This window comes from Nonomuraea monospora (genome assembly GCF_039531895.1).
Classification (GTDB): Bacteria; Actinomycetota; Actinomycetes; order Streptosporangiales; family Streptosporangiaceae; genus Nonomuraea; species Nonomuraea monospora.
Genome location: NZ_BAAAQX010000025.1, coordinates 64,422 through 89,629, shown reverse-complemented (window position 1 = coordinate 89,629; position 25,208 = coordinate 64,422). Strand labels below are relative to the sequence as shown.

General features: G+C 73.1%; 24 protein-coding genes. 18 read left to right on the top strand and 6 right to left on the bottom strand.

What is annotated here, in order from left to right; translation table 11 throughout:
• Positions 1–7: 7 nt before the first annotated feature.
• The 8 genes from ABD331_RS38145 to rarD all read left to right on the top strand — a co-directional run bounded on the left by ABD331_RS38145 (position 8) and on the right by rarD (position 8,802).
• Positions 8–1,081 carry an isocitrate/isopropylmalate dehydrogenase family protein gene (locus ABD331_RS38145; RefSeq protein WP_344486352.1) on the top strand — a complete coding sequence of 358 codons (1,074 nt, stop codon included), beginning with the start codon at positions 8–10 and terminating at the stop codon, positions 1,079–1,081.
• Positions 1,078–1,905 (top strand): hypothetical protein, encoded by an 828-nt coding sequence (locus tag ABD331_RS38140; protein WP_344486349.1) that lies wholly within the window; start codon positions 1,078–1,080, stop codon positions 1,903–1,905. Before ABD331_RS38145 ends, ABD331_RS38140 begins: the two co-directional genes overlap by 4 nt.
• A complete protein-coding gene (gene otnK, locus ABD331_RS38135; protein ID WP_344486346.1) occupies positions 1,902–3,167 on the top strand; it encodes a 3-oxo-tetronate kinase in 1,266 nt (421 codons plus the stop codon). Before ABD331_RS38140 ends, otnK begins: the two co-directional genes overlap by 4 nt.
• The gene (gene otnC / locus ABD331_RS38130; protein ID WP_344486343.1) at positions 3,164–3,769 is read left to right on the top strand and encodes a 3-oxo-tetronate 4-phosphate decarboxylase; all 606 of its coding nucleotides are present in this window, start codon (positions 3,164–3,166) and stop codon (positions 3,767–3,769) included. Before otnK ends, otnC begins: the two co-directional genes overlap by 4 nt.
• Positions 3,766–4,812, top strand: a complete 1,047-nt coding sequence (locus tag ABD331_RS38125; protein WP_344486341.1) for an Ldh family oxidoreductase — start codon at positions 3,766–3,768, stop codon at positions 4,810–4,812. Before otnC ends, ABD331_RS38125 begins: the two co-directional genes overlap by 4 nt.
• Positions 4,800–5,105, top strand: a complete 306-nt coding sequence (locus ABD331_RS38120) for a putative quinol monooxygenase (protein WP_344486338.1) — start codon at positions 4,800–4,802, stop codon at positions 5,103–5,105. The genes ABD331_RS38125 and ABD331_RS38120 overlap by 13 nt, the downstream gene beginning before the upstream one ends.
• Complete coding sequence (gene acnA, locus ABD331_RS38115; protein WP_425566143.1) at positions 5,102–7,666, top strand: aconitate hydratase AcnA; 2,565 nt, start codon at positions 5,102–5,104, stop codon at positions 7,664–7,666. Before ABD331_RS38120 ends, acnA begins: the two co-directional genes overlap by 4 nt.
• A 170-nt stretch (positions 7,667–7,836) precedes the next feature.
• Positions 7,837–8,802, top strand: a complete 966-nt coding sequence (rarD, locus tag ABD331_RS38110; protein WP_344486335.1) for an EamA family transporter RarD — start codon at positions 7,837–7,839, stop codon at positions 8,800–8,802.
• Here the strand turns inward: rarD and ABD331_RS38105 are convergent.
• Complete coding sequence (locus ABD331_RS38105; RefSeq protein ID WP_344486333.1) at positions 8,693–9,559, bottom strand: phospholipase D-like domain-containing protein; 867 nt, start codon at positions 9,557–9,559, stop codon at positions 8,693–8,695. The two genes, rarD and ABD331_RS38105, sit on opposite strands and share 110 nt — an antisense overlap.
• A gap of 224 nt (positions 9,560–9,783) precedes the next feature.
• On the opposite strand from ABD331_RS38105, the gene uppS reads away from it, so the two are divergent.
• The 3 genes from uppS (at position 9,784) to ABD331_RS38090 (ending at position 12,235) form a co-directional block, all read left to right on the top strand.
• On the top strand, positions 9,784–10,503 hold the full coding sequence (gene uppS / locus ABD331_RS38100; RefSeq protein ID WP_148440652.1) for a polyprenyl diphosphate synthase: 720 nt from the start codon (positions 9,784–9,786) through the stop codon (positions 10,501–10,503).
• Positions 10,504–10,568: 65 nt separating this feature from the next.
• Positions 10,569–11,336 carry a GNAT family N-acetyltransferase gene (locus tag ABD331_RS38095; protein ID WP_344486330.1) on the top strand — a complete coding sequence of 256 codons (768 nt, stop codon included), beginning with the start codon at positions 10,569–10,571 and terminating at the stop codon, positions 11,334–11,336.
• A 62-nt stretch (positions 11,337–11,398) separates the two neighbouring features.
• A complete protein-coding gene (locus ABD331_RS38090; protein ID WP_344486637.1) occupies positions 11,399–12,235 on the top strand; it encodes a pentapeptide repeat-containing protein in 837 nt (278 codons plus the stop codon).
• Here the strand turns inward: ABD331_RS38090 and ABD331_RS38085 are convergent.
• Positions 12,212–12,709: a MarR family winged helix-turn-helix transcriptional regulator gene (locus ABD331_RS38085; protein ID WP_344486327.1), complete on the bottom strand. Its 498-nt coding sequence runs from the start codon at positions 12,707–12,709 to the stop codon at positions 12,212–12,214. The genes ABD331_RS38090 and ABD331_RS38085 overlap by 24 nt on opposite strands.
• A 76-nt stretch (positions 12,710–12,785) precedes the next feature.
• Here ABD331_RS38085 and ABD331_RS38080 point away from each other — a divergent pair, with 76 nt between their 5' ends.
• Positions 12,786–13,892, top strand: coding sequence for an EamA family transporter (locus tag ABD331_RS38080; protein WP_344486324.1), 1,107 nt, complete (start codon positions 12,786–12,788; stop codon positions 13,890–13,892).
• Here the strand turns inward: ABD331_RS38080 and ABD331_RS38075 are convergent.
• The gene (locus ABD331_RS38075) at positions 13,778–15,106 is read right to left on the bottom strand and encodes a family 43 glycosylhydrolase (protein WP_344486321.1); all 1,329 of its coding nucleotides are present in this window, start codon (positions 15,104–15,106) and stop codon (positions 13,778–13,780) included. The genes ABD331_RS38080 and ABD331_RS38075 overlap by 115 nt on opposite strands.
• Positions 15,107–15,348: 242 nt before the next feature.
• Here ABD331_RS38075 and ABD331_RS38070 point away from each other — a divergent pair, with 242 nt between their 5' ends.
• Entirely contained in the window at positions 15,349–16,212 is an 864-nt protein-coding gene (locus ABD331_RS38070) for an SMP-30/gluconolactonase/LRE family protein (RefSeq protein ID WP_344486318.1), read from the top strand.
• Between the two features lie 319 nt (positions 16,213–16,531).
• On the opposite strand, the gene ABD331_RS38065 is transcribed toward ABD331_RS38070, so the two are convergent.
• On the bottom strand, positions 16,532–17,602 hold the full coding sequence (locus ABD331_RS38065) for a TetR/AcrR family transcriptional regulator (RefSeq protein ID WP_344486315.1): 1,071 nt from the start codon (positions 17,600–17,602) through the stop codon (positions 16,532–16,534).
• Between the two features lie 82 nt (positions 17,603–17,684).
• On the opposite strand from ABD331_RS38065, the gene ABD331_RS38060 reads away from it, so the two are divergent.
• Positions 17,685–18,902 carry a cytochrome P450 family protein gene (locus ABD331_RS38060; protein ID WP_344486312.1) on the top strand — a complete coding sequence of 406 codons (1,218 nt, stop codon included), beginning with the start codon at positions 17,685–17,687 and terminating at the stop codon, positions 18,900–18,902.
• 9 nt (positions 18,903–18,911) lie between these two features.
• On the top strand, positions 18,912–20,135 hold the full coding sequence (clpX, locus tag ABD331_RS38055; protein WP_344486309.1) for an ATP-dependent Clp protease ATP-binding subunit ClpX: 1,224 nt from the start codon (positions 18,912–18,914) through the stop codon (positions 20,133–20,135).
• A 200-nt stretch (positions 20,136–20,335) separates the two neighbouring features.
• Here clpX and ABD331_RS38050 read toward each other — a convergent pair whose 3' ends face one another.
• Together ABD331_RS38050 and ABD331_RS38045 are read right to left on the bottom strand one after the other, a co-directional pair.
• Positions 20,336–20,998: a hypothetical protein gene (locus ABD331_RS38050; protein WP_344486306.1), complete on the bottom strand. Its 663-nt coding sequence runs from the start codon at positions 20,996–20,998 to the stop codon at positions 20,336–20,338.
• Complete coding sequence (locus ABD331_RS38045; RefSeq protein WP_344486302.1) at positions 20,985–21,239, bottom strand: hypothetical protein; 255 nt, start codon at positions 21,237–21,239, stop codon at positions 20,985–20,987. Before ABD331_RS38045 ends, ABD331_RS38050 begins: the two co-directional genes overlap by 14 nt.
• A 228-nt stretch (positions 21,240–21,467) precedes the next feature.
• On the opposite strand from ABD331_RS38045, the gene ABD331_RS38040 reads away from it, so the two are divergent.
• The 3 genes from ABD331_RS38040 to ABD331_RS38030 all read left to right on the top strand — a co-directional run bounded on the left by ABD331_RS38040 (position 21,468) and on the right by ABD331_RS38030 (position 25,089).
• Positions 21,468–22,145, top strand: coding sequence for a response regulator transcription factor (locus ABD331_RS38040; protein ID WP_344486299.1), 678 nt, complete (start codon positions 21,468–21,470; stop codon positions 22,143–22,145).
• A gap of 71 nt (positions 22,146–22,216) precedes the next feature.
• Positions 22,217–22,600 carry a response regulator gene (locus ABD331_RS38035; protein ID WP_344486296.1) on the top strand — a complete coding sequence of 128 codons (384 nt, stop codon included), beginning with the start codon at positions 22,217–22,219 and terminating at the stop codon, positions 22,598–22,600.
• Positions 22,570–25,089 carry a sensor histidine kinase gene (locus tag ABD331_RS38030; RefSeq protein ID WP_344486293.1) on the top strand — a complete coding sequence of 840 codons (2,520 nt, stop codon included), beginning with the start codon at positions 22,570–22,572 and terminating at the stop codon, positions 25,087–25,089. The genes ABD331_RS38035 and ABD331_RS38030 overlap by 31 nt, the downstream gene beginning before the upstream one ends.
• Positions 25,090–25,208: the final 119 nt, after the last annotated feature.

The window sequence follows — 25,208 nt, the reverse complement described above, 5'->3', positions numbered from 1 at the left end:
GAAATCCGTGACCTCTCCCTACCGTCTTGGCGTGCTCGAAGGCGACGGCATCGGCCCCGAGATCGTCCCCGCCTCCGTCCTGGTCGTGGACGCCGCCCTCGCCGCCGCCGGCGCCCCGCCCGTCGAGTGGGCGGATCTGCCGCTGGGCGCGGCGGCCATCGGCACGCACGGCGACGCCGTACCGGAATCGACGCTGACCGCCCTGGAAGGGCTGGAGGCGTGGCTGCTCGGGCCGCACGACAGCGCTGCCTACCCCGAGCCGCACCGCTCCAGGCTCAACCCCAGCGGCACCATCCGCAAGCGCTTCGACCTGTTCGCCAACATCCGCCCGGCCAAGTCCTTCGACGGCGCCGACGCCGTCGTCCCCGGCACCGACCTGGTCATCGTCCGCGAGAACACCCAGGGCTTCTACGCCGACCGCAGCACCTACAAGGGCACCGGCGAGTTCATGCCCACCCCCGACGTGGCCATCGCCATGGGCATCATCACCCGGCCCGCCGTCGAACGGATCGCCGTCGAGGCGTTCGAGCTGGCCTCCCGCCGGCGCGGCAAGGTGACCATCGTGCACAAGGCGAACGTGCTCAAGCTGACCACCGGCCTGTTCCGCGACGTCTGCCGCGAGGTCGCCGCCCGCTACCCGCGGGTCGCCGTGGACGACTTCCACATCGACGCGATGACCGTGCACCTGGTGCGGCGCGCGAACGACTTCGACGTCATCGTCACCGAGAACATGTTCGGCGACATCCTGTCCGACCTGACCGGGGAGCTCGCCGGATCGCTCGGCATCGCCCCGTCCATCAACGCCTCCCACGAACGCTGCATGGCCCAGGCCGCGCACGGGTCCGCGCCCGACATCGCCGGGCGCGACCTGGCCAACCCGATCGCGATGATCCTGTCCAGCGCGATGCTGCTCGACTGGCTCGGCGCCCGCCACCAGGACCCTGCTCTGTCCAGGGCCGCCGCGCTGATCGAGGACGCGGTCGCCGACACCGTGCGGGGCGGGACGCGGACGCGCGACATGGGCGGCACGGCGGGCACCCGCGCGTTCGCCGAGGCCGTCGCCGCCGGTGTGAAGCGATGATCGTCGCGGTCGTCAACGCCACCACCGCCTCCATCCAGCCCGCCGACGACGGGCTCGCCGAAGGGTTTCCCGAGGCCGACGCCTGGCACCTCCTGGACGACCGGCTCGTCAGCGAGGCCGACGCGGCCGGCGGCCTGACGCCCGCGCTGGCGCGCCGCATGCTCGCGCTCATCGACCACGCGGTGCGCGGCGGCGCCGACGCCGTGCTGCTGTCCTGCTCCATGTACGGGCCCGCCGCCGGGCTGGCGCGGGGGCTGTACGACGTGCCGGTGATCGGGTCGGACGAGGCGATGTTCGCTGAGGTCACCCGGCGGTCGGGCGAGCACCGGGCCACGGCGCGCTCGGGCTCAGGCTCGGGCTCGGGCTCGGGCTCGGGCTCGGGCTCATGCTCGGGCGAGGCGGTCGGGCGGTCGGGCGCGGTGCTGGTGCTCGGCTCGCTCGAGTCGGCGGCGGCGGACTCGGCGCGGCGGCTGCGCGAGGTGGCGGGCGGTGTCGAGGTGCGTGCTCTCGCCGCCCCCGGCGCCGCCGCCGCTGCCGCCGCGCAGGACTGGCCGGATCTGACGGACGCGCTCGCGCGGGCCGCCCAGCCGCTTCTCGGGGAGGTGGGGCTGGTGCTGCTCGGGCAGTACTCGATCAGCCCGATCCACGCGGAGCTGGCCGCCCGCCTCGGCACGCCGGTGCTGAGCCCCCCGCTGGCGGCGGCCACGGCGTTGCGCGAATCCCTGCTGCCCAAGGCCACGGCGTCGCGCGAATCCCTGCTGCCCAAGGCCACGGCGTTGCGCGAGACCCTGCTGCCCACGGCCTCGCGTGAGGCGCCGGCATGAGCCCGCTGCTCGGCTGCGTCGCCGACGACTACACCGGCGGCACCGACGTGGCCGCCGCCTACCGCCGCTCGGGCCTGCGCACCGTCCTGTTCTTCGGCACACCCCCCGCAGAAACGACCCTCCCGCCCTGCGACGCCGTGGTCATAGCCCTGAAGACCCGCTCGATCCCACCCGCCGAGGCCATCACCGCCTCCCGCCAAGCCCAGGACTGGCTGACCGCCCAGGGAGCCCGCCGCCTCTACGTCAAGTACTGCTCCACCTTCGACTCCACCGACCAGGGCAACATCGGCCCGGTGACCGACGCCCTGGTGAAGGCGAGCGGCGCGAACCTGACGGTGGTGTGCCCCGCCTCACCCGAACACGGCCGCACCCTCTACCAAGGCCACCTGTTCGTAGGCGACAGGCCACTGGCGGAGTCGCCGATGCGGCACCACCCGCTCACCCCCATGACCGACTCCGACCTGGTCCGCGTCCTGAGCAGGCAGACCCCGCACCCGGTCGCGCTGGTGCCGCTGCAGACGGTCGAACGCGGCCCCGCCGCCGTCCGCGAGGCGCTGGACGACCTGGCGGCCCAGGGCGTCCGCCACGCCGTGACCGACGCCCTCACCGACGGCCACCTCGGCACCATCGCCCGCGCCACCACCCACCTCCCGGTGCTCACCGGCGCCGCCGGCCTGGCCCGCGCCCTCGCCATCGACGCCACAGGCGGCACAGGCGGCACAGGCGGCATAGGCGGCATAGGCGGCATAGGCGGCACAGGCGGCACCGGCGAGGCCATGCCCGAGCTGCCGCCCGGCCCGTCCGTGATCCTCGCGGGCAGTTGCTCGGCGGCCACCCTGGAGCAGGTGGCGCACGCCCGCGACCACATGCCCGCACACCACCTGCGAGCCCGCGACGGCGCGCTCCCCGAAGCGCTGACCTGGCTGGAGACCCACCTCGGGCAGGAGAGCCGCGTGATCGTCCACACCTCCGCGCCGCCCGGGCGGCGTTCGCCCGCCGCCGCGCCGTTCCTGGAGCGGGCGCTGGCCGCCGTCGCGGCCAGGGCCGCCGAGCTGGGCGCGCGCCGCATCGTGGTGGCCGGGGGAGAGACGTCCGGGGCCGTGGTGAACGCGCTCGGCGTGTCCGGCGCGGTCGTCGGCGCCGAGGCGGACCGCGGCGTGCCGTGGCTGCTCACCACCGGCCGCCCGCCGCTGGCGCTGCTGCTCAAGTCCGGCAACTTCGGCCGCCCCGACCTTCTCCTGCGAGCCACGGAAGCACCATGACCGACCTGACACAGCAGATCGCCGAGCTGGGCGCGTCCCTGTTCGACCGGCGGCTCACCCACGGCCGCACCGGCAACCTCAGCGCCCGCACCGGCGACGGCTTCCTCATCACGCCGACCGGCGGCTCACTCCGCTCGATCGGCGAGCTGTCGCTGGTCAGCCTGGCGGGCGAGCACCTGGACGGCCCGAAGCCGTCGAAGGAGGCGTTCCTGCACGCCGCCCTCTACCGCGCCCGCCCGCACGCCGGCGCGGTCGCGCACCTGCACAGCACGTACGCCGTGGCCGTCTCCTGCCACGACGGCCTGGACCCCGGCGACGCGCTGCCGCCGCTGACCGCCTACTACGTGATGCGCGTCGGACGGCTGCCGCTGCTGCCGTACCACGCGCCGGGCGATCCCGCGCTGGGGCCGATCGCCGAGCGGGCCGCCCGCGACGCGCACGCCCTGCTGCTGGCCAACCACGGCCCCATCGTCGCCGGGCCCGACCTGGCCGCCGCCGCCGACGCGATCGAGGAGCTGGAGGAGACGGCGCGGCTGTGGCTGCTGCTGCGCGACCGTCCCGTCCGGCCGCTCACCCCCGACCAGGTCAGGAGCCTGTCATGATCCCACCGTCCGAGCTGATCTCCTTCGGGGCCGCCGTGCTGACCTCGCTGGGCGTGCCGGAGCCGGACGCCCGGCTGGTGGCCGACAGCCTCGTCACGGCCGACGCCTGGGGGCATCCGTCGCACGGCATGCTGCGCCTGGAGTGGTACGCCGACCGGCTGCGCTCCGGCGCCATGCGTCCCGTGACCGAGGTGGCGACCGTGCTGGACGGCGGCGCGGTCGCGGTGCTCGACGGCCGGGACGGCGTCGGCCAGGTCGTGACCGCGTACGCGGCCCGCGACGCCGTCCGGCGGGCGGGGGAGCACGGCGTCGGCGTGGTCGCCGTCCGCAACAGCAACCACTTCGGCACCGCCGCCTACTTCACCCGGATGATCGCCGCCGAGGGCTGCGTCGCCCTGCTGACCACGAACGGCAGCCCCGCCATGGCCCCGTGGGGCGGCAGGGAGAAGAGCGTCGGCGCCAACCCCTGGTCCATCGCGGCGCCGGGCGGCCGGCGCGGCCCCGTCGTGCTCGACCTCGCCAACACCACCGTCGCCCGGGGCAAGATCTACGCCGCCCTGGAACGCGAGCAGCCCATCCCCGAAGGGTGGGCGCAGAGCGCCGCCGGCGCCCCCACCACCGATGCGCGTGCGGCGATCGACGGGCTCATCCTGCCCATGGCGGGGCACAAGGGGTACGGCATCTCGTTCATGATGGACGTGCTGTCGGGCGTGCTGACCGGCAGCTCGTACGCGACCGACGTGGCGGGCCCGTACGTGCCCGACCGTCGCAGCGGCTGCGGCCACCTGCTGCTCGCACTGCGCCTCGACGCCGTGGCCGACCCCGCCGACTACGCCCGCCGCCTCGACGACCTCATCGACCGCACCAAGGCCGTGCCGCTCGCGCCCGGCTTCGAGGAGATCTTCTACCCCGGCGAGATCGAGGACAGGAACGCCGCCGCGACCTCCGTCCGGCTGCCCGGCAAGACCCTGCGCGGCCTGGAACGGCTCGCCGGGACGTGCGGGCTCCCGCGACCCGGCTGGATGAGCGCATGTTCGTCGTGATCGTCCACCTCCAGGTGCGGCCCGACCGGCTCGCCGCCTTCCTGCCCGGCATCGAGGCCAACGCTCGCGCCACCCGGCAGGAGCCCGGCTGCCTCCGCTTCGACGTGCTGCGCGCCGACGACGACCCGCACCGGTTCGTCCTGTACGAGATCTACCGGGACCAGCGGGCGTTCTTCACCGAGCACCGCGCCGCGCCGCACTACGCCGCCTGGCGGCGGATCGCCGGGGAGTGCGTGACCGAGCACCGCAACACCTTCTGCCACCCCGTCTCGCTGCAAGGGCAGGACTCGTGACCGACCACCTCACCGCCGGCGCCCGCCGTTACCGCTTCCACCCGGTGAACGCCCCGGGCCGCCTGCCGTACAGCCTGCGGATCATGCTGGAGAACCTGCTGCGCCACGGCGCGCCCGCCGAGCAGGTGCGGGCGCTCACCGGCTGGCAGCCGCGCGGCGACCGTACGGAGGCCGTGGACCTGCACCCGGCCCGCGTGTTCCTGCACGACACCAACGGCGTGCCCGCCCTCGCCGACCTGGCCGCCATGCGCGACGCCATGGCGGCGCTCGGCGGCGACCCGGAGCGCGTCAACCCGGCCATCCCCGCCGAACTGGTCGTGGACCACTCGATCATCGCCGACGTGTTCGGCCGCCCCGGCGCCCTGGCGCGCAACGCCGAGCTGGAGTACGAGCGCAACGCCGAACGCTACCGCTTCCTGCGCTGGGGGCAGGCGTCGCTGCGCGGCTTCACCGTCGTGCCGCCGGGCAAGGGCATCATGCACCAGATCAACGTCGAGCACCTGGCCCGCGTGGTCATGACGAACGACGGGGTCGCCTACCCCGACCTGTGCCTGGGCACCGACTCCCACACCACCATGGTCAACGGGCTCGGCACGCTCGGCTGGGGCATCGGCGGCATCGAGGCCGAGGCCGCCATGCTCGGCCAGTCGGTGTCCATCCTCGTCCCCGACGTGATCGGGGTGCGCATGCACGGCGGGCTGCCCGTCGCCGCCACCGCGACCGACCTCGTGCTCACCCTCACCGAGCTGCTGCGCGCCCACGGCGTCGTCGGCAAGATCGTCGAGTTCCACGGGCCGGGCGTCACCGCGCTGCCCGTCACCGACCGGGTGACCATCTCCAACATGAGTCCCGAGTTCGGCTCCACCGCCGCGCTGTTCCCCATCGACGCCGAGACCATCCGCTACCTGCGCTTCACCGGCCGCTCCGACGAGCACGCCGGCCTCGTCGAGGCCTACGCCAAGGCGCAGGGCCTGTGGCACGACCCCGCCGCGCCGCCGTCCTACACCGCCGACCTCGACCTCGACCTGGCCACCGTCGTCCCCTCCGTCGCGGGGCCCCGCCGCCCGCAGGACCGCATCCCCCTGGACGGCGTCAAGGCGGCCTTCCGCGAGCAGGACCGCACACCCGCCCCGCAGGCCGGGGAGATCACCCACGGCAGCGTCGCCATCGCCGCCATCACCTCCTGCACCAACACCTCCAACCCCTCCGTCATGATCGCCGCCGGGCTGCTCGCCAGGAACGCCGCCGAGCGCGGCCTGCGCACCAAGCCCTGGGTCAAGACCACCCTGTCACCCGGCTCGCGCGTCGTCATGGACTACTACGGCCAGGCCGGGCTGACCTCCTCCCTGGAGCGGCTCGGCTTCACCCTGACCGGGTTCGGCTGCATGACCTGCATCGGCGCGTCCGGCCCGCTCGTCGAGGAGGTGTCGCGGGCCGTCGCCGAGCACGACCTGGACGTCGCCGCCGTCCTGTCCGGCAACCGCAACTTCGAGGGCCGCGTCCAGCCCGAGGTCCGCTCCAACTACCTCGCCTCCCCGCCGCTCGTCGTCGCCTACGCCCTCGCCGGAACCGTGGACCTCGACCTCACCACCGAACCCCTCGGCACCGACCCCGACGGCCGCCCCGTCTACCTGCGCGACCTGTGGCCCAGCCCCGCCGAGGTGCGCCAGGTCATCGACGAGGTGATCCGCCCCGAGATGTTCACCCGCGCCTACGCCGGCGTCCTCGACGGCGACGAGCGCTGGCAGCGCCTCGACGTCACCGGCTCCGCCACCTACCCCTGGGACCCCGGCTCCACCTACGTCCGCCGCGCCCCGTACCTCGACGGCATGTCGCCAGAACCGCCGCCCGTCACCGACATCACCGGCGCCCGCGTCCTGGTCAAACTGGGCGACTTCATCACCACCGACCACATCTCCCCGGCCGGCGCCATCCTCCCGGCAGGCCCGGCCGGCCGCTACCTCACCGGCCTCGGCGTGCCCCGCCACCAGCTCAACACCTACGCCTCCCGGCGCGGCAACCACGAGGTCATGATGCGCGGCGCGTTCGCCAACGTCCGGCTGCGCAACCACCTCGCCCCCGGCACGGAAGGCGGCCTCACCCCGAACCTGCTCGACTCCGGCCGCCTCGTCAGCGTGTACGAGGCCGCCCGCGCCTACCAGGAGGCCCGCGTGCCCGCCGTGGTCCTGGCCGGCGAGGGCTACGGCGCCGGCTCCTCCCGCGACTGGGCCGCCAAGGGGCCCGCACTGCTCGGCGTCAAGGCCGTCATCGCCCGGTCCTTCGAACGCATCCACCGCGCCAACCTCGTCGGCATGGGCGTCCTGCCGCTGCAGTTCCTTCCCGGGGAGGGCGCCGACGAGCTGGGACTGACCGGCCACGAGACCCTCACCATCACCGGCCTCGACGCCCTCAACGGGCCGCACCTCCCTGCTGCGCTGACCGTAATCGCCGACGGCGTCACCTTCCAGGCGCGGCTGCGTCTCGACACCCCGCGTGAGGCCGACTACTACCGGCACGGCGGCATCATGCCCTACGTCCTGCGCCGCCTCCTGGCGAGCTGACGGTCTCGAGGGTTTCTGCGCCGGCACTGGTGGCGGACGGTGTGATTCTCATGGGCATCTCCCACAGGCCGGCTCGCGCCCTCCGCGCCGCGAGCCGCGGCCGGTCCGGTCGCTCCGGCGTCGCGTTGGCGGGTGGGGGAAGCGGGATGAGGATGGGTAGGGTGGGGCGGGTGTCTGTCGCGCGCCGTGGTGTCCTGCTGGGTGTGGCCGCGTACGTCCTGTGGGGGCTGTCCGCCCTCTACTGGCCGCTGGTCGAGCCCACCGGCTCGCTGGAGGTGCTGGCGCTGCGCGCGCTCTGGTCGCCGGTGGCGATCGCGCTGCTGGTGCTCGCGCTGGGCCGCCGCGGACAGCTCGCCGCGCTGCTGCGGCGCAGGCGCGACCTGCTCCTGCTCACCCTGGCCAGCGCGCTGACCTCGGTCAACTGGGCGTTGTTCATCTGGGCCACGATGAACGGGCACGTCGTCGACGCCTCGCTCGGCTACTTCATCACGCCCCTGGTCAGCGTCGCGCTGGGGGTGGCGGTCTTCGGCGAGCGGCTGAGCGGCCCGCAGTGGACAGCCATCGGTCTGGGCGCCGCCGCCGTGCTCATCCTCACGGTCGGCTACGGCGGCCCGCCCTGGATCGCGATCGGCCTGGCCCTCACCTTCGGCGGCTACGGCCTGATCAAGAAGCGGGTGGCCGCCGGCGCCATCGAGGGGCTGATGGTCGAGACGGCCGCGGTGTTCCCGCTCGCCTTGGCGTACACGGTGTGGCTGCAGGCCACCGGCCAGGCCACGTTCGGGCACGTGTCGGCGGGCAACACCCTGCTCGGCATCGGCGCCGGCTTCGTGATGGTGGTGCCGATGCTGCTGTTCAGCGCCGCCGCCACCAAGATCCCGCTCAGCCTGACCGGCATGCTCCAGTACATCGAGCCCATCGTGCAGTTCCTGGTCGGCCTGCTGGTCTTCAAGGAGTCGATGCCCGGCAGCCGGTGGGCGGCGTTCGGGCTGCTCTGGGTTGGTCTGGCGGTGCTGGCCGCGGGCGGGCTCAGGCCACGGGGTCGGCCTGGCGCGGCTCGTCGTCCAGCTCCACCGCGCTCCGCTCGATCATCTCGAACTGGCGCATCAGGCGTTCCAGATCCGGAGGCGAGACGGTGAACGTGTCGTGCACCGCCTCGCCGGCGGCCGTGTAGCTCAGCTCGTGCCCGCACGCGCCGTCCCACAGCCCCGTGATGACGCGCATGGGCGCGGGCAGGCGGTCCACGTGCACGCGGCGCACCTGGACGCCGGCGGCGAGCTGCTCACGGGCCAGCGCGTCGAGGTCGTCGGTCCACTCGTGGTAGATGAACACCCGCCTGATCCGCACGCCGCGCGCCAGCGCCTCCAGTTGCGCCCGCCAGTACTGCCTGCCGACCGGTTCGCGCCACCAGGCGAGGTCCACGGAGGGGACGCTGGTGACGCACATGTGCTCGCGGGCCTGGTCGATGAGCCGCAGGAACACCTCGTTGTCGCCGTACGGGGCGCGGAAGTGGCCGCGTTCGAGGTCGGCGAGCGTGCGCAGGCACTCCTCGAACGCGGCGCGGCAGGCGTCCTCGGCGGGCGTGCCCTTGTAGTCGCGTTCGACGTGCTTGACCGCGCGCAGCATCGGCTCCATGAGGTCGGGCAGCCACGGGATCTTGTCGATCGTGGCCGCCATCTGGCCGACCCTGGTCTCGTGGTCGATCCGGCGCTTCTCCTGGATCAGCGACTGGATCTGGAGGGTGATGACGCCGCCGATGAGCCCGGCGACGGTGCCGAGCGCCTGGGCGGTGTCCTCGCGTACGTAGAAGATCACGCCGAGGAGCACGGACAGCCCCGTGCCGACGAGCAAGACGGGGTCGACGGCGAGCGGCGACTTCTTCTTGGGCGACTTCACCAGGACTCCCGGGGGGCGGCAAGGAGGGACACATCAATATAGTGGATCTTGTCCGTCTTGCCGTGTTCCTGGTGCCTCGACCTGCCCGTAGGCGAAGCCGGAGACCTTATCCGTCAGAAATCGGGAAAGATCAGGTTCCGGAGCGCCGTCCGCGCCATCCTTGGAGGGTGCAGACGACTGACCTCCTTCACTCCCTCTATGCCCGGCGCCTGCGCCGTCAGGTGATGGCAGGCCCCCTGCCCCGCCACGTCGGCCTGATCATGGACGGCAACCGGCGCTGGGCCAAGCAAATGGGCATGGCCAACCCGAGCATGGGCCACAAATACGGCGCCGACCACATCGAACACGTGCTGACCTGGTGCGAGGGCCTCGGCATCCAGCACCTGACCGTCTTCCTCTGCTCCACAGAGAACCTCCAGCGCCGCGGCGACGAGGAGGTGGCCTTCCTGCTGAAGGTGATCGAGCAGATGGTGGCCGACCACTTCGACCGCCCCGACGCCCGCTGGCGGGTGCACGTCGCCGGGATGCTCGACATCCTGCCCGACACGACGGCCCGCGCGCTCAAGAGCGCCGTCGAGGCCACCCGCACCTGCGACACCGGCTTCCACCTCACCCTGGCCATCGGGTACGGCGGCCGCCAGGAGGTGATCGAGGCGCTGCGGGAGCTGCTGTACGAGCGGGCCGAGGCCGGGCAGTCCATGGTGGAGCTGGCCTCGACGCTGACCGTGGACGACGTGGCCCGCCACCTCTACACGGCCGGGCAGCCGGACCCCGACCTGGTCATCAGGACCAGCGGTGAGCAGCGCATGTCGAACTTCCTGCTCTGGCAGTCGGCGTACTCCGAGCTGTACTTCTGCGAGGCGTTCTGGCCGGCGTTCCGCGAGATCGACTTCCTGCGCGCGCTGCGCAGCTTCGCCGACCGCCAGCGGCGCTACGGCGGCTGACCCGGGGTGGCTGGCCTGGGATAAATGGGTTGCCGGACGGTCGGCGCGGCTGGTGAGGTGTCCCGGTGAATCGTGAAGAGGTACTGGCTGCGTTCGACCGGGAGATGCGGCGGGAGGCCGTCGCCGACGACCCGGGCGCCGTGGTGGAGCGCGACGGCGACGTGGTGCGTCAGGTGGGGCCGGAGGACGGCTGGAACGGCGTCCTCTGGTCCGGTCTGCGCTCCGGCGAGGACGCCGACGCCGCCATCGCCGCGCAGGTGAAGCACTTCGGGGCGCTTGGCCGTCCGTTCGAGTGGAAGGTGTACGGGCACGACAGGCCCGCCGACCTCGCCGGCCGTCTCCTGGCCGCCGGTTTCATCCCGGAACCGGTGGAGTCGCTGATGGTGGCGCGGGCCGACGGCATCCCCGGCGCGCCCGTCCCCGACGGCATCCGGCTGGTCCCGGTGACCGGCCAGGACGGCGTGGAGCTGGTGGCCGACGTGCACGAGGCGGCGTTCGGCGCGGGCCGCGTCCACATCAGGGAACGGCTGCACGCCCAGCTCGCCGCCGGGACCGTCGTCGCGGTCGTCGCCATGGCCGGCGATGTGCCCGTCAGCGCCGCGCGCATGGACCTGCACCCCGGCACCCGGTTCGCGAGCCTGTGGGGCGGCGGCACCGTGCCCGAGTGGCGCAGGCGCGGCGTCTACCGGGCGCTGGTCGCCTACCGGGCCCGCGAGGCGGTGGCGCGCGGCTACGATTTTCTGCAGGTGGACGCCACCGACCAGAGCCATCCCATCCTGCTGCGGCTGGGCTTCGCCGAGCTCACCACGACGACGCCGTACGTCCATCCTTGAGTACCCTTGACCTGCCTGTCCTTTCCGCCTAGGAGTGCGTCACGAACCCGCGAGAGCTCGGCCTGCTGGCCGACTGCGAGAGCTGCTTCGGGCTGTGCTGCGTCGCCCTGCCGTTCTCGGCCTCGGCCGACTTCGCCGTCGACAAGGCCGGCGGGCAGCCCTGCCACAACCTGAGCGACGACTTCCGCTGCTCGATCCACACCCGGTTGCGGGAGCGCGGGTTCCCCGGGTGCACGGTTTTCGACTGCTTCGGGGCGGGGCAGAAGGTCTCGCAGGTCACGTACGAGGGGCGGAGCTGGCGCGAGGAGCCGGGGACGGCCCGGCAGATGTACGCGGTGTTCCCCGTCATGCGGCAACTCCACGAACTGCTGTGGTATCTGGCCGAGGCGTTGACCCTGGAGGCGGCGCGGCCGGTGCACGACGCGTTGCGGTCGGCCATGGAGGAGACCGAGCGGCTCACCCGCGAGAGCGCCGACGTGCTGGAGAAGCTGGACGTGGCGGCGCATCGGGGTGCCGTCAACGGGCTGCTGCTGCGGGCCAGTGAGCTGGCGCGGGCCGGGCTGAAGGGCAAGGAACGCCGGGGGGCCGATCTGATCGGGGCGCGGTTGAGGGGGGCCGGGCTGCGGGGGGCGAACCTCCGGGGGGCCTACCTGATCGGGGCCGACCTGCGGGGGGCCGATCTGCGGCGGGCGGACCTCATCGGGGCCGACTTGCGGGGTGCCGACCTGGCGGGGGCCGATCTCACGGGGTGCATCTTCCTGACCCAGGCGCAGGTCAACGCCGCCAAGGGCGACACGGCCACGCGGCTGCCCGCTTCGCTGACCCGGCCCGCGCACTGGGCGGAGGGCGGCGCGGGGGGCGGCCGGGGACGTCGCTCAGCCCGTCGTATCGCCCAGTGATTCGAGCAGGTCGCGCAACGTTCCCGCGAGGGCGTCGCGTTGCTCGGCCGTGAGTGCGGCGAGTACCCGGTGCTCCGTCGCGACATGATCCGGCAGCACCCGCTCGATCAGCGCGAACCCCTCCTCCGTCAGCGTCACGTGCACGACGCGCCCGTCCGACTCGCTGGGTGTGCGCGTCACGAGCCCGCGCGCCTCCATCCGGTCGAGCCGCTGCGTGACGGCCCCCGAGGTGATCATGGACGCGCGCATCAGCTCGGCCGGGGTCAGCCGGTGCGGCGGGTCGCTGCGCCGTAGCGTGGCCAGGACGTCGAACGAGGCCGAGTCCAGCTCGTGAGCCGCGAACGTCCGCCGCAGCTCGGCGTCGATCAGCCGGTGCAGCCGCGCCAGCCGCCCGACCACCCCCATCGGGGCGACGTCCAGGTCGGGACGCTGGTCCTGCCACTGCTTCAGGACGAGTTCGACATGATCGGCCACCGCCTCAGCCTACCGATGTCTTAGCGGTGAGGTAAATGTAGTGACAGATACCTTAGCGTTGAGATATTTTGTCTTAGTGCTAAGAAATCACCGTGGCGTCATCCTCCTGACCGCGCTGACCCCCGCCATCTGGGGCACCACCTACCTCGTCACCACCGAGCTGCTGCCGCCCGGCCGCCCGCTCCTCGCCGCGGTGATCAGGGCGCTGCCCGCCGGGCTGCTCCTTGTTGCCATCACCCGCCGCCTGCCCCAAGGGATCTGGTGGTGGCGGGCGCTGGTGCTGGGGGCGCTGAACATCGGGGTGTTCTTCGCCCTGCTGTTCGTGGGGGCCTACCGGCTGCCCGGAGGGGTGGCGGCGACCGTCGGCGCCGTCCAGCCGCTGCTGGTCGCCCTGTTGTCGGCCGGGCTGCTCGGCGAGCGGCTCACGTTGCGCACCCTGCTGGCCGCCGCTGCCGGTGTGGCCGGGGTCAGCCTGCTCGTGCTGCGCGCCGACGCGCGGCTGGACGCTTGGGGCGTGGCCGCCGCGCTCGGCGGCGCCGCCGTGATGGCGGTGGGGGTGGTGCTGAGCAAGCGGTGGCAGTCGCCCGCGCCGTTGCTGGCCACCACCGGGTGGCAGCTCGTCGCGGGCGGGCTGCTGCTGGTGCCCGTCGCGCTCGTCGTCGAGGGCGCGCCGCCGGACGGGCTGAGCGGCGCGAACGTCGCCGGGTACGCCTACCTTTCGCTCGTCGGGGCGGCGCTCGCCTACGCCCTGTGGTTCAGGGGGCTGCGGGTGCTGCCGGCGACCAAGGTCACCTTCCTCGGGCTGCTCAGCCCGGTCGTGGCCACCCTGCTGGGGTGGGTGGTGCTCGGCCAGGAGCTCACGGTGGCCCAGGGGTTCGGCGCGGTGGTGGTGCTGGGCGCGCTGGCCGTCGCGCAGGCGCAGCCCTCCCGGCGCCGGAAGGCCGGGCGGGTGTGGCCCTCCGGGCGGTGGTCCGCCGGGCGGGTGCGGCCTTCCCCAGGTCGGGAGGCCGTGCGGGTGTGGCCCTCCCGGCCGTGGTCCGTCGCGCGGGTGCAGCTCTCCGGTGAGGGTCAGTGGCCGCGACGCCGCTGCACGTACAGGCGGTTGCCCTCGGGGCCGGTCCACTCCATCCGCACCACGCCCGCCACCGCGGCGTCGGCGACGCGCGACGGGTCGGCCCAGTAGCCGAACGCCGGGTTGCGGAAGAACGTCGCCCAGACCTGACCGCTGTGGTCGGTGAAGAAGTTGTTGTGACCGGCCCCGACCCCCGCCGTCCACCGCTTGGAGTGCGGCCCCTCGAAGGTGTCCGACACGGCCACGACGGCGTCGTACTGGTACTGCGTCCGCCCGGGAGCCGCCGTGTCGTAGGCGTAGCGGGTGCTGCCGTCGGCGTTGGCCGACGACCGGTCCCAGGCGGCGTGCAGCAGGTAGTACTTGCCGCCGTGCTTGAAGACGTAGGCGCCTTCGAGGTACGGCTCGGGTGTGTAGGCCGTCTGCTGGAACTTCGGCAGGTTCGTGACGGGGACGATGTCCTCCAGGTCGTCACGGAACTTGGCGTACAGGTGGTTGTGCAGCACCAGCCACGCGTCGTCGCCCTCGGTGTAGAGGCTGCCGTCGATGTGGTGGTAGGCGCCCGGCTTGATCCAGTTGGGCCCGCCGATGAACGATTCGCCGAACGGCTTGTCCAGGTTGCCCTCGACCAGCCGGTACGGCCCCTCGACCCCGCCATCGCTGACCAGCATGAACGAGCCGACCTTCTGGGAGTGGTCGCCCATGCAGGCCACGATGTACCACTTGCCGCGGAAGTAGTGCACCTCAGGCGCCCACGCGTTGCCGCGCTTGCCGAACTGGCCCTCGTCGGTCCAGTACTCCTGCCACGGCGCGACGACCGTCCGCCCCGGCTGGTTCTCGCCGACGAACTCGGGTGACCACACCTTGCCCTTCTCGGCGTCCGGACGGATGCGGGTGGTGTCCGCCAGCCGCCACGGCCCGCGCAGCGACCGGGCCGTCCACACGAAGATGCCGTCGTTCCACGGGCCGGCGGCGGCGAGCCCGGGCACGCGGGTGGTGCCGGTGGCGACGTAGAGCGGGCGCCCGCCGACGCGGAAGCAGTTGACGTAGGTGTCGCGGATCCACACCCGGCCGAGCTCCTGGTCGCGGGGCCGCAGTTCGAGGGGGAGCACGAAGGAGTTGTCGTCACGCGGCCACAGGTCCTCGCGGGTGTCGGCGAGGCCGTAGGGCTCCAGTTCGGGCCAGTTCTCGGGGTGACGCCGCAGCGACGTGCCGCCCGTGGAGGCCTGGGCGGCGGTCGCGGGCAGCGCCGCCGCTCCCAGCAGACCCGCCACGCCGGTCAGGAGGGCTCGCCGATCGACGTTCAACCCGTTGTCGGAACCAGTCATCAGTTATGTCCTTCCACATGAGACGGGTGCGGGGGCCGTCGTTGCGGAGAGTCTGCCCAAGTCGCATTAATTTCGTCAATAACCCGGAAGAAATCTCCCAAAGCCCTTCCGTGCAGGGCTTTCACGGCAAAAGCGCTGGTCAAGTGATCGTGCGGAAGATCGCGCGTAACGTTCGCGTAACGGACTTGTCGGACGGGGGTGCCAAGCGGTTAGGTGGCGTCCGTGATCAGAGCGGAGAGCGCATGACCATCAGCGCGTACACCGTCACCGGCCCCGTCGCCGAGCACGGCGAGGGGCCCGTGTGGTCCGCCCGCTGGGGCGGGCTGCGCTGGGTGGACATGCTGGCCGGCGACGTGCTCGCGCTCGCGCCCGACGGCGGCGTGCGCCGCAGGCACGTCGGCGCGGTGGCCGCCGTCGTGCGCCCGCGCGTCTCCGGCGGGTACGTCGTCGCGGCCGAACGGGAGCTGCTGCTGGCCGACGCCGACGACCTGGACGCCCCGCTGCGCTCGCTCGGCGAGGCCTGGAGCGACCCCGCGATCCGCATGAACGAGGGCGGCTGCGACCCCGACGGCCGCTTCTACATCGGCAGCATGGCCTACGACGCCTCGCCGGGGCGCGGCTCCTTCTACGTGGCCGGGCCGGACGGGGCGCTGCGGGTGGTGCTGCCCGGGGTGACGATCTCCAACGGGTTCGGCTTCAGCCCGGACGGGCGGCTGGCGTACTACGCCGACACCACGACAGGGCGGGTGGACGTGCTCGACTACGACCCGCAGGAGGGGCTGAGCGGGCGGCGGCCGTTCGCCGTGGTGGACCCGGAGCACGGCGAGCCCGACGGGCTGGCGGTCGACGCCGAGGGCGGGGTGTGGGTGGCGTTGTGGCGGGGCGGGGCCGTGCACAGGTACGACCCGGGCGGGCGGCTCGACGCCGTCGTCCGGCTGCCGGTGCGCAAGGTCACGGCGGTGACGTTCGGCGGTTCGGGGCTCGATCGGCTGTTCATCACGACGTCGGCGCTGGACGTGGACCGGGAGGAGCAGCCGGACGCGGGTGCGCTCTTCTGCGCCGACCCGGGCGTCCGCGGCCTGCCGGTACTGCCCACCACCCTGTGAACGCGGCCACCCAGCGGGCTGGCCGGGGTCCGGCGGGCGTGCCAGCGGAACCGGCCGGGGTCCGCGGGCGTGTCAGCGGGGTTGGCGGGCGTTCCGGCGGGCGTGTCAGCGGGGTTGGCGGGGGGCGACGTCCAGCGTTCGCGGCGGACGGGAAGGGCCGTCCGCGGCGTCACCCGGCTCCCGGCAACACCACGGCCTGCCTCGCGGCGGCCGACGGGCGGGACACCGGCGTGAACGTCGCCCATAGCTTGGACCGCTCGTCCACGCCCCCCGGTTCCATCCGGAGCGCAACCCGTTGCAGCGCTCGTGCCCGCCCAGGTCAGCGGCGCTCGGCTGCCGCGTGCCCGGCGCCGTAGCCGTCCGCGCGCACCACGATCCGCCCCGACTGCACCCGCAGCGCGACCTCCGTGCCGTCGCCCGGCTCGGCCACCCCGGCCGCCGCCGCCAGCGCGCCGCTCTCGTCGTACACCACCCGCAGCCGCGGCCAGGCGGGCCGCGAGAACGCCTGCCGCAGGCACCTGCTCACCTCGGCGAGCACCAGCCGGGCCAGCGGCAGCAGCTCCTTGGGCGCGCCCGTCACCACGACGGCGGTGACCTCGGCGCCGGCGGGCGCCGCGCGCACCACGTCCTCGACGGCCGAGAGCCGGTGCAGCCCGAGCACCGCCACCACGCCGTCGCGTTCCAGCCGCGCCGGCGCCCCCGCGACCGCGTCGAGCGCGCCCGGCGGCGGCTTCCAGGGCTCGTCGGTCTCCCGCACGCGGGGGAGCAGCGGCGCGGGCGCCCACCGGTCGCCCAGGTCGAGGTCCGCGAGCTGCTCGCACACCCTGATCACGTTGAACGGGTCGACGAACCCCGGCGCGGCGGCCGTGAGCTGCGTGGCCCCCTGCAACACCGTGAGCACGGACTCGGCCAGCCGCACCAGCCGCCCGTCCGGCTCGCGCGGCGGGCGCAGCCGCTCCATCGCCAGCCCGAGCAGGACCGCGTTGAGCTGCATGAGCTGCGCGTACGGCCGCCGCGTGACCTCGTCGGCGAGGATCTCGGGGATCAGGTGCATGCTCAGCCTGCTCGGCTCGCGCTCGCCCTCGGTGGCCAGCGGCAGCCGGGTCACCCAGGCGCGCGCCAGCTCGCCGAGTGCCTCCCGCACGGTCAGCGCGGGCTCCTCGGGAGCGGTCACCGGGACGCGTTCGGCCAGGTCGGCCAGCACGGCGAAGTAGAGCGCCCGCTTGCCGGGGAAGTTGGAGTAGACCGCGCCGCGCGTGAGCTCGGCCCGGTCGGCGATGTCGTCGATCTTCGCTTCGCGGAATCCGCGCTCGGCGAACTCCGCCCTGGCCGCGGCCAGCACTTTCCCCCGATTGCGCTCCTGCGTCTCCGCTCGGGTGAGCCGGGCCAACCGTCCTCCTCGTTGCCGGGTGCTCCGCAGCCAAGATACCGTGAACATCCAGATGATGGGATCATTCGAAATGAGGCCAGCGATGGATGTACCGGAGATCGACCTGACCGATCCGGCGGTGCTGCACGACCCTTACGCGGCGTACGCGCAGGTCAGGGAGCAGTCGGCGGTGGTGCGGCTGCTGGTGCCCGGGTTCGACCCGTTCTGGGCGGTGACGCGGCACGAGGAGGCCAGGGCGATGCTGGCCGACCCGCGCATGCGGATCGAGGAGTCGAGCTTCATGCGGCCCGACGTGCCGGAGCACTGCCGGCCTTACCTGCGTACGATGTCCGAGACGAACGGCGCCGAGCACGCGCGGTTGCGCCGGCTGGTCGCGCCCGCGTTCACGCCGCGCAGGGCCGCCGAGTTCGCCGGACGCGTCGAGCGGATCGTCGAAGGGCTGCTCGACGAGCTGCCGGAACGGGAGCCGGTGGACCTGCTCGACCGGTTCGCCAAGCCGCTGGCGATCGACGTGATCTGCGAGCTGGTCGGCATCCCGCCCGCCGACCGCCCGCGCTGGCGCGAGTACGGCGCGGCCATCGCCGCCGGGCACGGCGAGCAGTTCGGGCGGGCCATCCCCGCGATCATCGACGACGCCCGCTCCGCGATCGCCGCCACCAAGGCGATGGGCGACGCCCGCTCCGCGAATGCCGCGACCGAGGCGGAGCCGGGCGGGGGGCTGCTGGCCGACCTGGCCCGCGTCGTGGAGGAGGACGGCGACCGGCTCTCCGACGACGAGCTGATCACCATGGTGTGGCTGCTCGTCCTCGCCGGACAAACCCCGGCCAACCTCATCGCGAACGCCGTCGCCACCCTGCTAGCCCACCCCGGCCAGCTCGCCGCGCTGCGCGCCGACCCCGCACTCATGCCGCGCGCCGTGGACGAGCTGGCCCGCTGGAGCCCGCCCCAGCCGATGACCGTGCCGCGCTTCGCCGCCGAGGACGTCGAGATCGGCGGCGTGCCCATCCCCAAGGGCCAGCCGGTCACCGTGTCCGTCGCCTCGGCCAACCGGGACCCGCGCGTGTTCGACGATCCCGACCGGCTCGACCTGACCCGCGAGCCGGGGCCGCACCTCGGGTTCGGGCACGGGCCGCACTTCTGCGTCGGCGCGTCGCTGGCCCGCGTGCAGACCGGCATCGCGCTCGGGGCCCTGCTGCGCCGCTTCCCCGGCCTGGCGCTCGCGGGCGAGGCGGCGTACCTGCCGGATCCGGGGACGAGGCGGCTGGCGTCCCTGCCCGTGACCCTGCGCCCGGCGGGCTGAGGCGGCGCGATGGCACGCACCGGCAAGGGCGGCGGCCTGCCGCACTGCTCGTTCTGCGGCAGGAGCCAGAGCGAGGTGCGCAGGCTCATCGCCGGCCCGCCGTCCGTCTGCATCTGCGACGGGTGCGTGGGGCAGTGCACCGAGCTGATGGCCGGGGAGCGCGTGGCCCCCGCCGTGGAGCTGCCCCGGCCGCGCGAGATCCACGACTTCCTCGACCAGTACGTGATCGGCCAGGACCAGGCCAAACGCGCCCTCGCGGTGGCCGTCTACAACCACTACAAGCGCGTCCGCGCGCCGGAGGCCGAGCTGGGCAAGTCCAACGTCCTGCTCCTCGGCCCCACGGGCAGCGGCAAGACGCACCTGGTGCGGACGCTCGCCCGGCTGCTCGACGTGCCGTTCGCGATCGCCGACGCCACCGCGCTCACCGAGGCCGGGTACGTCGGCGAGGACGTCGAGACCATGCTGCTCGCCCTCGTCCAGGCCGCCGGGCACGACCCGGCCAGGGCAGGAACCGGCATCGTCTACATCGACGAGATCGACAAGCTCGCCCGCAAGAGTGAGAACCCGTCGATCACCCGCGACGTGTCGGGGGAGGGCGTGCAGCAGGCGCTGCTGAAGATCCTGGAGGGGACGGTGGCGGGCGTGCCGCCGCAGGGCGGCAGGAAGCACCCCCACCAGGACCTCATCCAGCTCGACACGACGAACGTGCTGTTCATCGCGGGCGGCGCGTTCGACGGGCTGGAGCGGATTGTCGAGCGGCGCGTCGCCCGCGGCGGCGCGGGCTTCGGCGCGGCGCCGCGCCCGCGGGCCGGCGACGACGTGCTCTCCCAGGTGATGCCGCAGGACCTCGTCCGGTACGGGTTCATCCCGGAGTTCGCCGGCCGGATGCCCGTGCTGGCGACGCTGCGCCCGCCGGACCGGGAGGCGCTGATGCGCATCCTGACCGAGCCGCGCGACGCGCTGATCAAGCAGTACCGGCGGCTGCTGGAGCTGGACGGGGTGGAGCTGGAGTTCGAGCCGGACGCCGTGGCCGCCGTCGCCGAGCAGGCGCTGCTGCGCCGCACCGGGGCCAGGGCGGTGCGCGCGATCATGGAGGAGGTGCTGCTGGACGTCATGTACGAGGTTCCCGCAGGCCGCGTCGTGATCACCAGGGAGACGGTGCTGGACAAGGTCAACCCGACCCTGGTGCCCCGCGACCGGCACGATCGGCAGCGCCGCGAGAGATCCGCCTGAGAGGAAGCGCTTTGCGCAGCCGGCCGGCGCGGCACCGGCCGGCTGCGCGAACGCCGGCCACCCGGACGAAGTCGCACCCGTCCGGGTGGCCGGAGCCCCAGGGCCGGGGCGGCCCGGTGGCCCCGGTACGCCCTGAGGCTTCGAAGGGCGGCAGGCTCGGGTGGCGTGAGCCTCGTCCGCCCAGGTGGATGGGGCGGGGTCTAACCGGCCAGCCTCTCCAGCGGGCGGCTCGCACCGCCCTGCCCGCCGTCGCCCCACGTCCCCGCCCCCAGCTCGTCGTTCTCCGTGCCCGCTCTGAACGCGTCGTCGTCCGTCCCCGATCTGAGCGCGGCGTCCTCCGCGTCCCGGCGCACGATGTCCACCGTGACGAAGTGGGCCCTGCGCGGGTGCCGCCGCACCCGGACGGAAGCCGCGCAGCAGGCCGCCGCTATTTCCGCGCCGAACGCCTCGAAGTCGTCGGCGCAAATCCCCGCCCGGAGCAGAATGAACGCCCTTTCCCCGAAGTCGGCAGGCGTTATCCAGAGGATCAGCGGAATTCTGCCTTTGCGGGTGTGCATGGACGTCTGCGCGCACACCCGCTGGATCCGGTGCCGGGAGAACAGGCACCAGAAGCGCCGCCGAATCCATTTCCGCCCGGCCGGCACCGCGGCGGGCACGCAGACCGTGCCCGCCAGCGCGGCCGTCGCCCACCACATCCCCTGTCCCATGGCGGACACGAACGCGAGCGCCGCCCCGGCCGCGAGGGCGAGCAGCACGATCTCCGTACGCCACCGCCACAGCCGCGTGACCAGGCCCGGCCCCTGCCGCATGAGCAGGGGCTCGACCGGCGCGTACGGGTTGTGCCGGAGATTACGCGGGAACATGTCGATCATCTCCTACGGCCGACCGCTCCCCGGCGGGGCGCAGTTCGCGCAGGCGGGCCGCCTTGAGCGCGTCGAAGCGCGGGTCGCGATACCGCCGGGAGCCGAACCCCGTCCTGGTGACCGTCCACCCGTACCGGCGGGCCCGCTCGTCCTGGTCCGCGCACAACGCCCGGTCGGCGCGCGCCAGCAGCTCGCTGACGTAGGACCTGAATCGCGATACTCGCTGAAGCATTTCGGTCACCGCTCCCCCTCCGTCTTTGTCGTTGTGGAACCCCTCATATCCGTTCGCAGGTCGTCTGCTGATAGGGCCAGTTTGCGCCGCCCCCGCTATTTCAGCGATAAAGCTGGCTTCCGAGTCGGTGGTTCGGTTTTCCGCACCCGTCGAGCACAGCCGTCGAGCACAGCCGTCGAGCACAGCCGTCGAGCACAGCCGTTGAGCGCATGGGGGCGGCGGGCTAACGTTTGGCACGTGACGTCCTTCCGGGTGGTGATCGCCGAGGACCACCTGCTGGTGCGGGCCGGCATCGAGGCCCTCATCGCGACCGAGTCCGGGGCCGAGGTCGTCGGCGTCTGCTCGGGCTACGAGGCGCTGATGGAGTGCGTCGGCCGGCAGAAGCCCGACGTCGTCGTCACCGACATCCGCATGCCGCCGACGATGAGCGACGAGGGCATCAGGGCGGCCACGGCGCTGCGGGCCAGCCATCCGGACGTGGCCGTGCTGGTGCTGTCGCAGTTCCTCGATCCGACGTACCTGCTGGCCCTGATCGAGCAGGGCAGCAGCAGGCGCGGCTACCTGCTCAAGGAGCGCATCGCCGCGCCCGGCGAGCTGATCTCGGCGGTGCGCACGGTCGCGTTCGGCGGCTCGTTCATCGATCCGGTGGTGGTGGAGTCGCTGGTGTCGGCCAAGGCGCGCAACGACGCCGGCCTGCTGCGGCACCTGACGCCGCGCGAGCGCGAGACCCTGGCCGAGGTCGCCGCCGGACGGTCGAACCTGGCCATCGCGACCGCGTTCAACGTCTCCGAGCGCGCGGTCGAGAAGTACATCAACTCCATCTTCGTCAAGCTCGGCCTGCGCGGCGACCGCGACACCAACCGGCGGGTCAAGGCGGTGCTGATGTTCCTGGACTCGGGTTCCCCGCCTGAGTGAGGCCGGAAAACCGGCCCGATAGTGATGGTGGCACCACCGACACGGCGGCGCTCGAATGCGACGATCAGCTTGTGGACCAACAGCTCGTGCGCGTTCTGGTGGTGGACGACCTGCCGTCGTTCCGCCGGGCCGTGGCCGGCGTGATCGCCGTGGTGGACGGGTTCGTGCTGGCGGGGGAGGCCACCAGCGGCGAGGAGGCGCTCGACTTCCTGGCGGCCCACACGGTCGGGATGGTGCTGATGGACGTGAACATGCCCGGCATGGGCGGGCTGGAGGCCGCCCGGCGGATCAGGTGCGGGCATCCGGACGTCACGGTGGTGCTGCTGTCGGTCAACAACACAGAGGATCTGCCTCGTGACGCGATGGTGATGGGGGCCCATTATCGGCACAAGGACCGCTTCGGCCCCGACGAACTGGAGGCGTTGTGGAGCGACGGGGGGCGCGCAGAGTCTTAACCGGCCTGCGGGGGCACGAGATCATCGAGATCGGGGCGCCGGAGTGGGAGCGGCTGCGCACCTACATCCAGGCCGACCTGATCGGCGTCGTGGTGGCCGCCGTCTGGATCGCGGCGCTGTGGGTGGGCGTACGGCGTGAGGGCTGGCTGCTGGTCATCGTCGCGCTGCTGCTCACCATGGCGGCGTTCCTGCTGCGTGCCATCCACCTGATCCACAGCTACCGGCGGTTCGCCGCGGTCGTGGTCTTCGCGCTGTCCAACTGGATCGTGGCGGTGGCCGTCACCTCGGTGGTGCCGTTCGCGCTGGCCACGCTGACGCTGGCGGTGCTGCTGCCGGTGCTGGTCGCCGTGCAGCACATGAACCACGAGCGGCTGTCGGCCATGCTCGGCGCGACGATGCTGGTCGGCACGGTGCTGGTCGTCGTCGGCAGCCTGACGCCGGGGGTGGGGCTGGAGCGGCTGGTGCCGAAGTCGGTCGCCGACGCGCTGGCGATCGTGTTCATCCCGTTCATCACGATCCTGGTGTCGCTGGCCGCGTGGCAGAACCACGGCATGCTGGTCGCCAGGGCGGAGGCGCTGCGCGAGTCGCGCGCCCGGCTGGTCGCGGCGGCCGACCGCGAGCGCTGCCAGATCGAGCGCAACCTGCACGAGGGCGCGCAGCAGCGCCTGGCCGCCGCCGCCGAACAGGCGCGGCAGGCCCGCTGCCTGCTCGACGACGACCCCGGGCAGGCGGGCCCGCTGCTGTCCCGCCTGTCGGACGACCTCCAGGAGGCCAGCGCGGAGCTGCGCGGCCTGGCGCACGGCATCTACCCGCCGCAGCTCGGCCAGTACGGCCTGGAGACGGCGCTGCGCGCGGCCGCCCAGCACGCCCCCATCCCCACCCAGGTGCACGCGACGGGCGTCGGCCGCTACCCGCCCGAGATCGAGATCAACATCTACTTCTGCCTGCTGGAGGCGCTGCGCAACGCGGTCAAGCACGCGGGGGAGCGGGCCACGGCCGTCATCACCCTCCTGGACCGCAACGGCCTGTCCTTCGACTTCCGCGACACCGGCGCGGGCTGCCACCCCGACGTCGTCCACACCGGCACCGGCATGATCAACATGAACGACCGGCTGGGCGCCATCGGCGGCACCCTCCACATCGACACCCGGCCGGGCGGCGGCCTGCGCCTGCACGGGCACCTGCCGCGCTCCGCGCTGGAGAGCGCCGGCGTGGAGCGTTCCCGGCAGGAGCGGGGCGGCGCCCTGCGCGACGCGCTGCACGCCGTCTGGCACCTCATCGCCCGGCTCTACACGAGCCTGCAACGCAGCACCCACCCGCACCCCCACCAGTACATCGTCACCGGCCTGTGGGCGATCATGGGCGTGGCGCTCGGCGCGGGCGCGGTCGCCACCGCCGCCTTCACCGGCGTGCACAAGCTCTGGCTGCTCGCCCTGGCCGCCGGCTGCGTCACGGTGATCCTGCTGGTCATGGCGGCACTGCGGGTCGTCAAGCGGCACCGCATCGACCACGCCATCGGCCTGTCGGCGGGCATCACCTGGGGGTACGCGCTGACGCTGACCGCGCTGATCCCGGCCGCCCTGCCGTACGCGACGCTGGTGTGCGTGTCGCCGGTGCTGCTGTCGGTGGCGTTCCTGCCGCGGCGGCGCTTCAAGGTCGTCATGGCCTGTACGGTGGCCGCCGCGGTCGCCGTCACCCTCGCCGGGCGGCTGGCCCCCGGCGCCGGGTTCGAGAACGCCCCCGGCTGGCTGGTCGCCACCGTCGTCATCGCCCTGGTGGTGCTGGGCCTGACCCGGGCCTCCTACCTGGCCTGGCACAACCACGTGCTGCTGGTGGCCAGGGCGGAGGCGCTGCAGGAGTCGCGTGCCCGCCTGGTCGCGGCGGCCGACAGGGAGCGCCGCCAGATCGAGCGGAACCTGCACGACGGCGCCCAGCAGCGGCTCGTCGCGGCGGCCGTGCAGTCGAGGGTGGCCCAGCGGCTGATGGAGAGCGATCCTGCGCAGGCGGTTCCCGTGCTCGGCCAGCTCTCCCGCGACCTCAGCGAGGCGCAGGCCGAGTTGCGGGACCTCGCGCACGGCATCTATCCGCCGCAGCTCGCCGAGTCGGGGCTGGAGGCGGCGCTGCGGGCCGCCGCTCAGCACGCGCCGATCCCCACCGAGGTGCGGGCCACCGATCTCGGGCGCTACCCGCCCGAGATCGAGATCAACATCTACTTCTGCCTGCTGGAGGCCCTGCAGAACGCCAGCAAGCACGCGGGGGAGCAGGCCGCCGTCACCATCGATCTGCGGGAGCGGGACGGGCTCTGCTTCGACTTCGCCGACACCGGGATCGGGTGCCATCCCGCGCTGATCCGGACCGGGCACGGCATCACCAACATGTACGACCGGCTGGGGGCCATCGGCGGCAGCCTGACCATCGAGACCAGCCCGGGGGCCGGGCTGCGGCTGAACGGGCACATCCCGGCGTCGGCCTACCGCGACGCGGGGTGAACGCACGACGGGCACCCACCCCTGAAAGCCAGGGATGAGCGCCCGCGCGTGGTCATGGCCGCCAGAGCCGAACAGCCGCCGAAGAGCCGCACGACCATCAGGACCGCACGACCATCAGG

Excerpts from the sequence above, each read along its gene's own strand:
- ABD331_RS38140 (WP_344486349.1), top strand. The coding sequence starts at position 1,078 with ATGATCGTCGCGGTCGTCAACGCCACCACCGCCTCCATCCAGCCCGCC.
- otnK (WP_344486346.1), top strand. The coding sequence starts at position 1,902 with ATGAGCCCGCTGCTCGGCTGCGTCGCCGACGACTACACCGGCGGCACC.
- otnC (WP_344486343.1), top strand. The coding sequence starts at position 3,164 with ATGACCGACCTGACACAGCAGATCGCCGAGCTGGGCGCGTCCCTGTTC.
- ABD331_RS38125 (WP_344486341.1), top strand. The coding sequence starts at position 3,766 with ATGATCCCACCGTCCGAGCTGATCTCCTTCGGGGCCGCCGTGCTGACC.
- ABD331_RS38120 (WP_344486338.1), top strand. The coding sequence starts at position 4,800 with ATGTTCGTCGTGATCGTCCACCTCCAGGTGCGGCCCGACCGGCTCGCC.
- uppS (WP_148440652.1), top strand. The coding sequence starts at position 9,784 with ATGGCAGGCCCCCTGCCCCGCCACGTCGGCCTGATCATGGACGGCAAC.
- ABD331_RS38075 (WP_344486321.1), bottom strand. The coding sequence starts at position 15,106 with ATGACTGGTTCCGACAACGGGTTGAACGTCGATCGGCGAGCCCTCCTG.
- ABD331_RS38070 (WP_344486318.1), top strand. The coding sequence starts at position 15,349 with ATGACCATCAGCGCGTACACCGTCACCGGCCCCGTCGCCGAGCACGGC.
- ABD331_RS38060 (WP_344486312.1), top strand. The coding sequence starts at position 17,685 with ATGGATGTACCGGAGATCGACCTGACCGATCCGGCGGTGCTGCACGAC.
- clpX (WP_344486309.1), top strand. The coding sequence starts at position 18,912 with ATGGCACGCACCGGCAAGGGCGGCGGCCTGCCGCACTGCTCGTTCTGC.
- ABD331_RS38050 (WP_344486306.1), bottom strand. The coding sequence starts at position 20,998 with ATGTTCCCGCGTAATCTCCGGCACAACCCGTACGCGCCGGTCGAGCCC.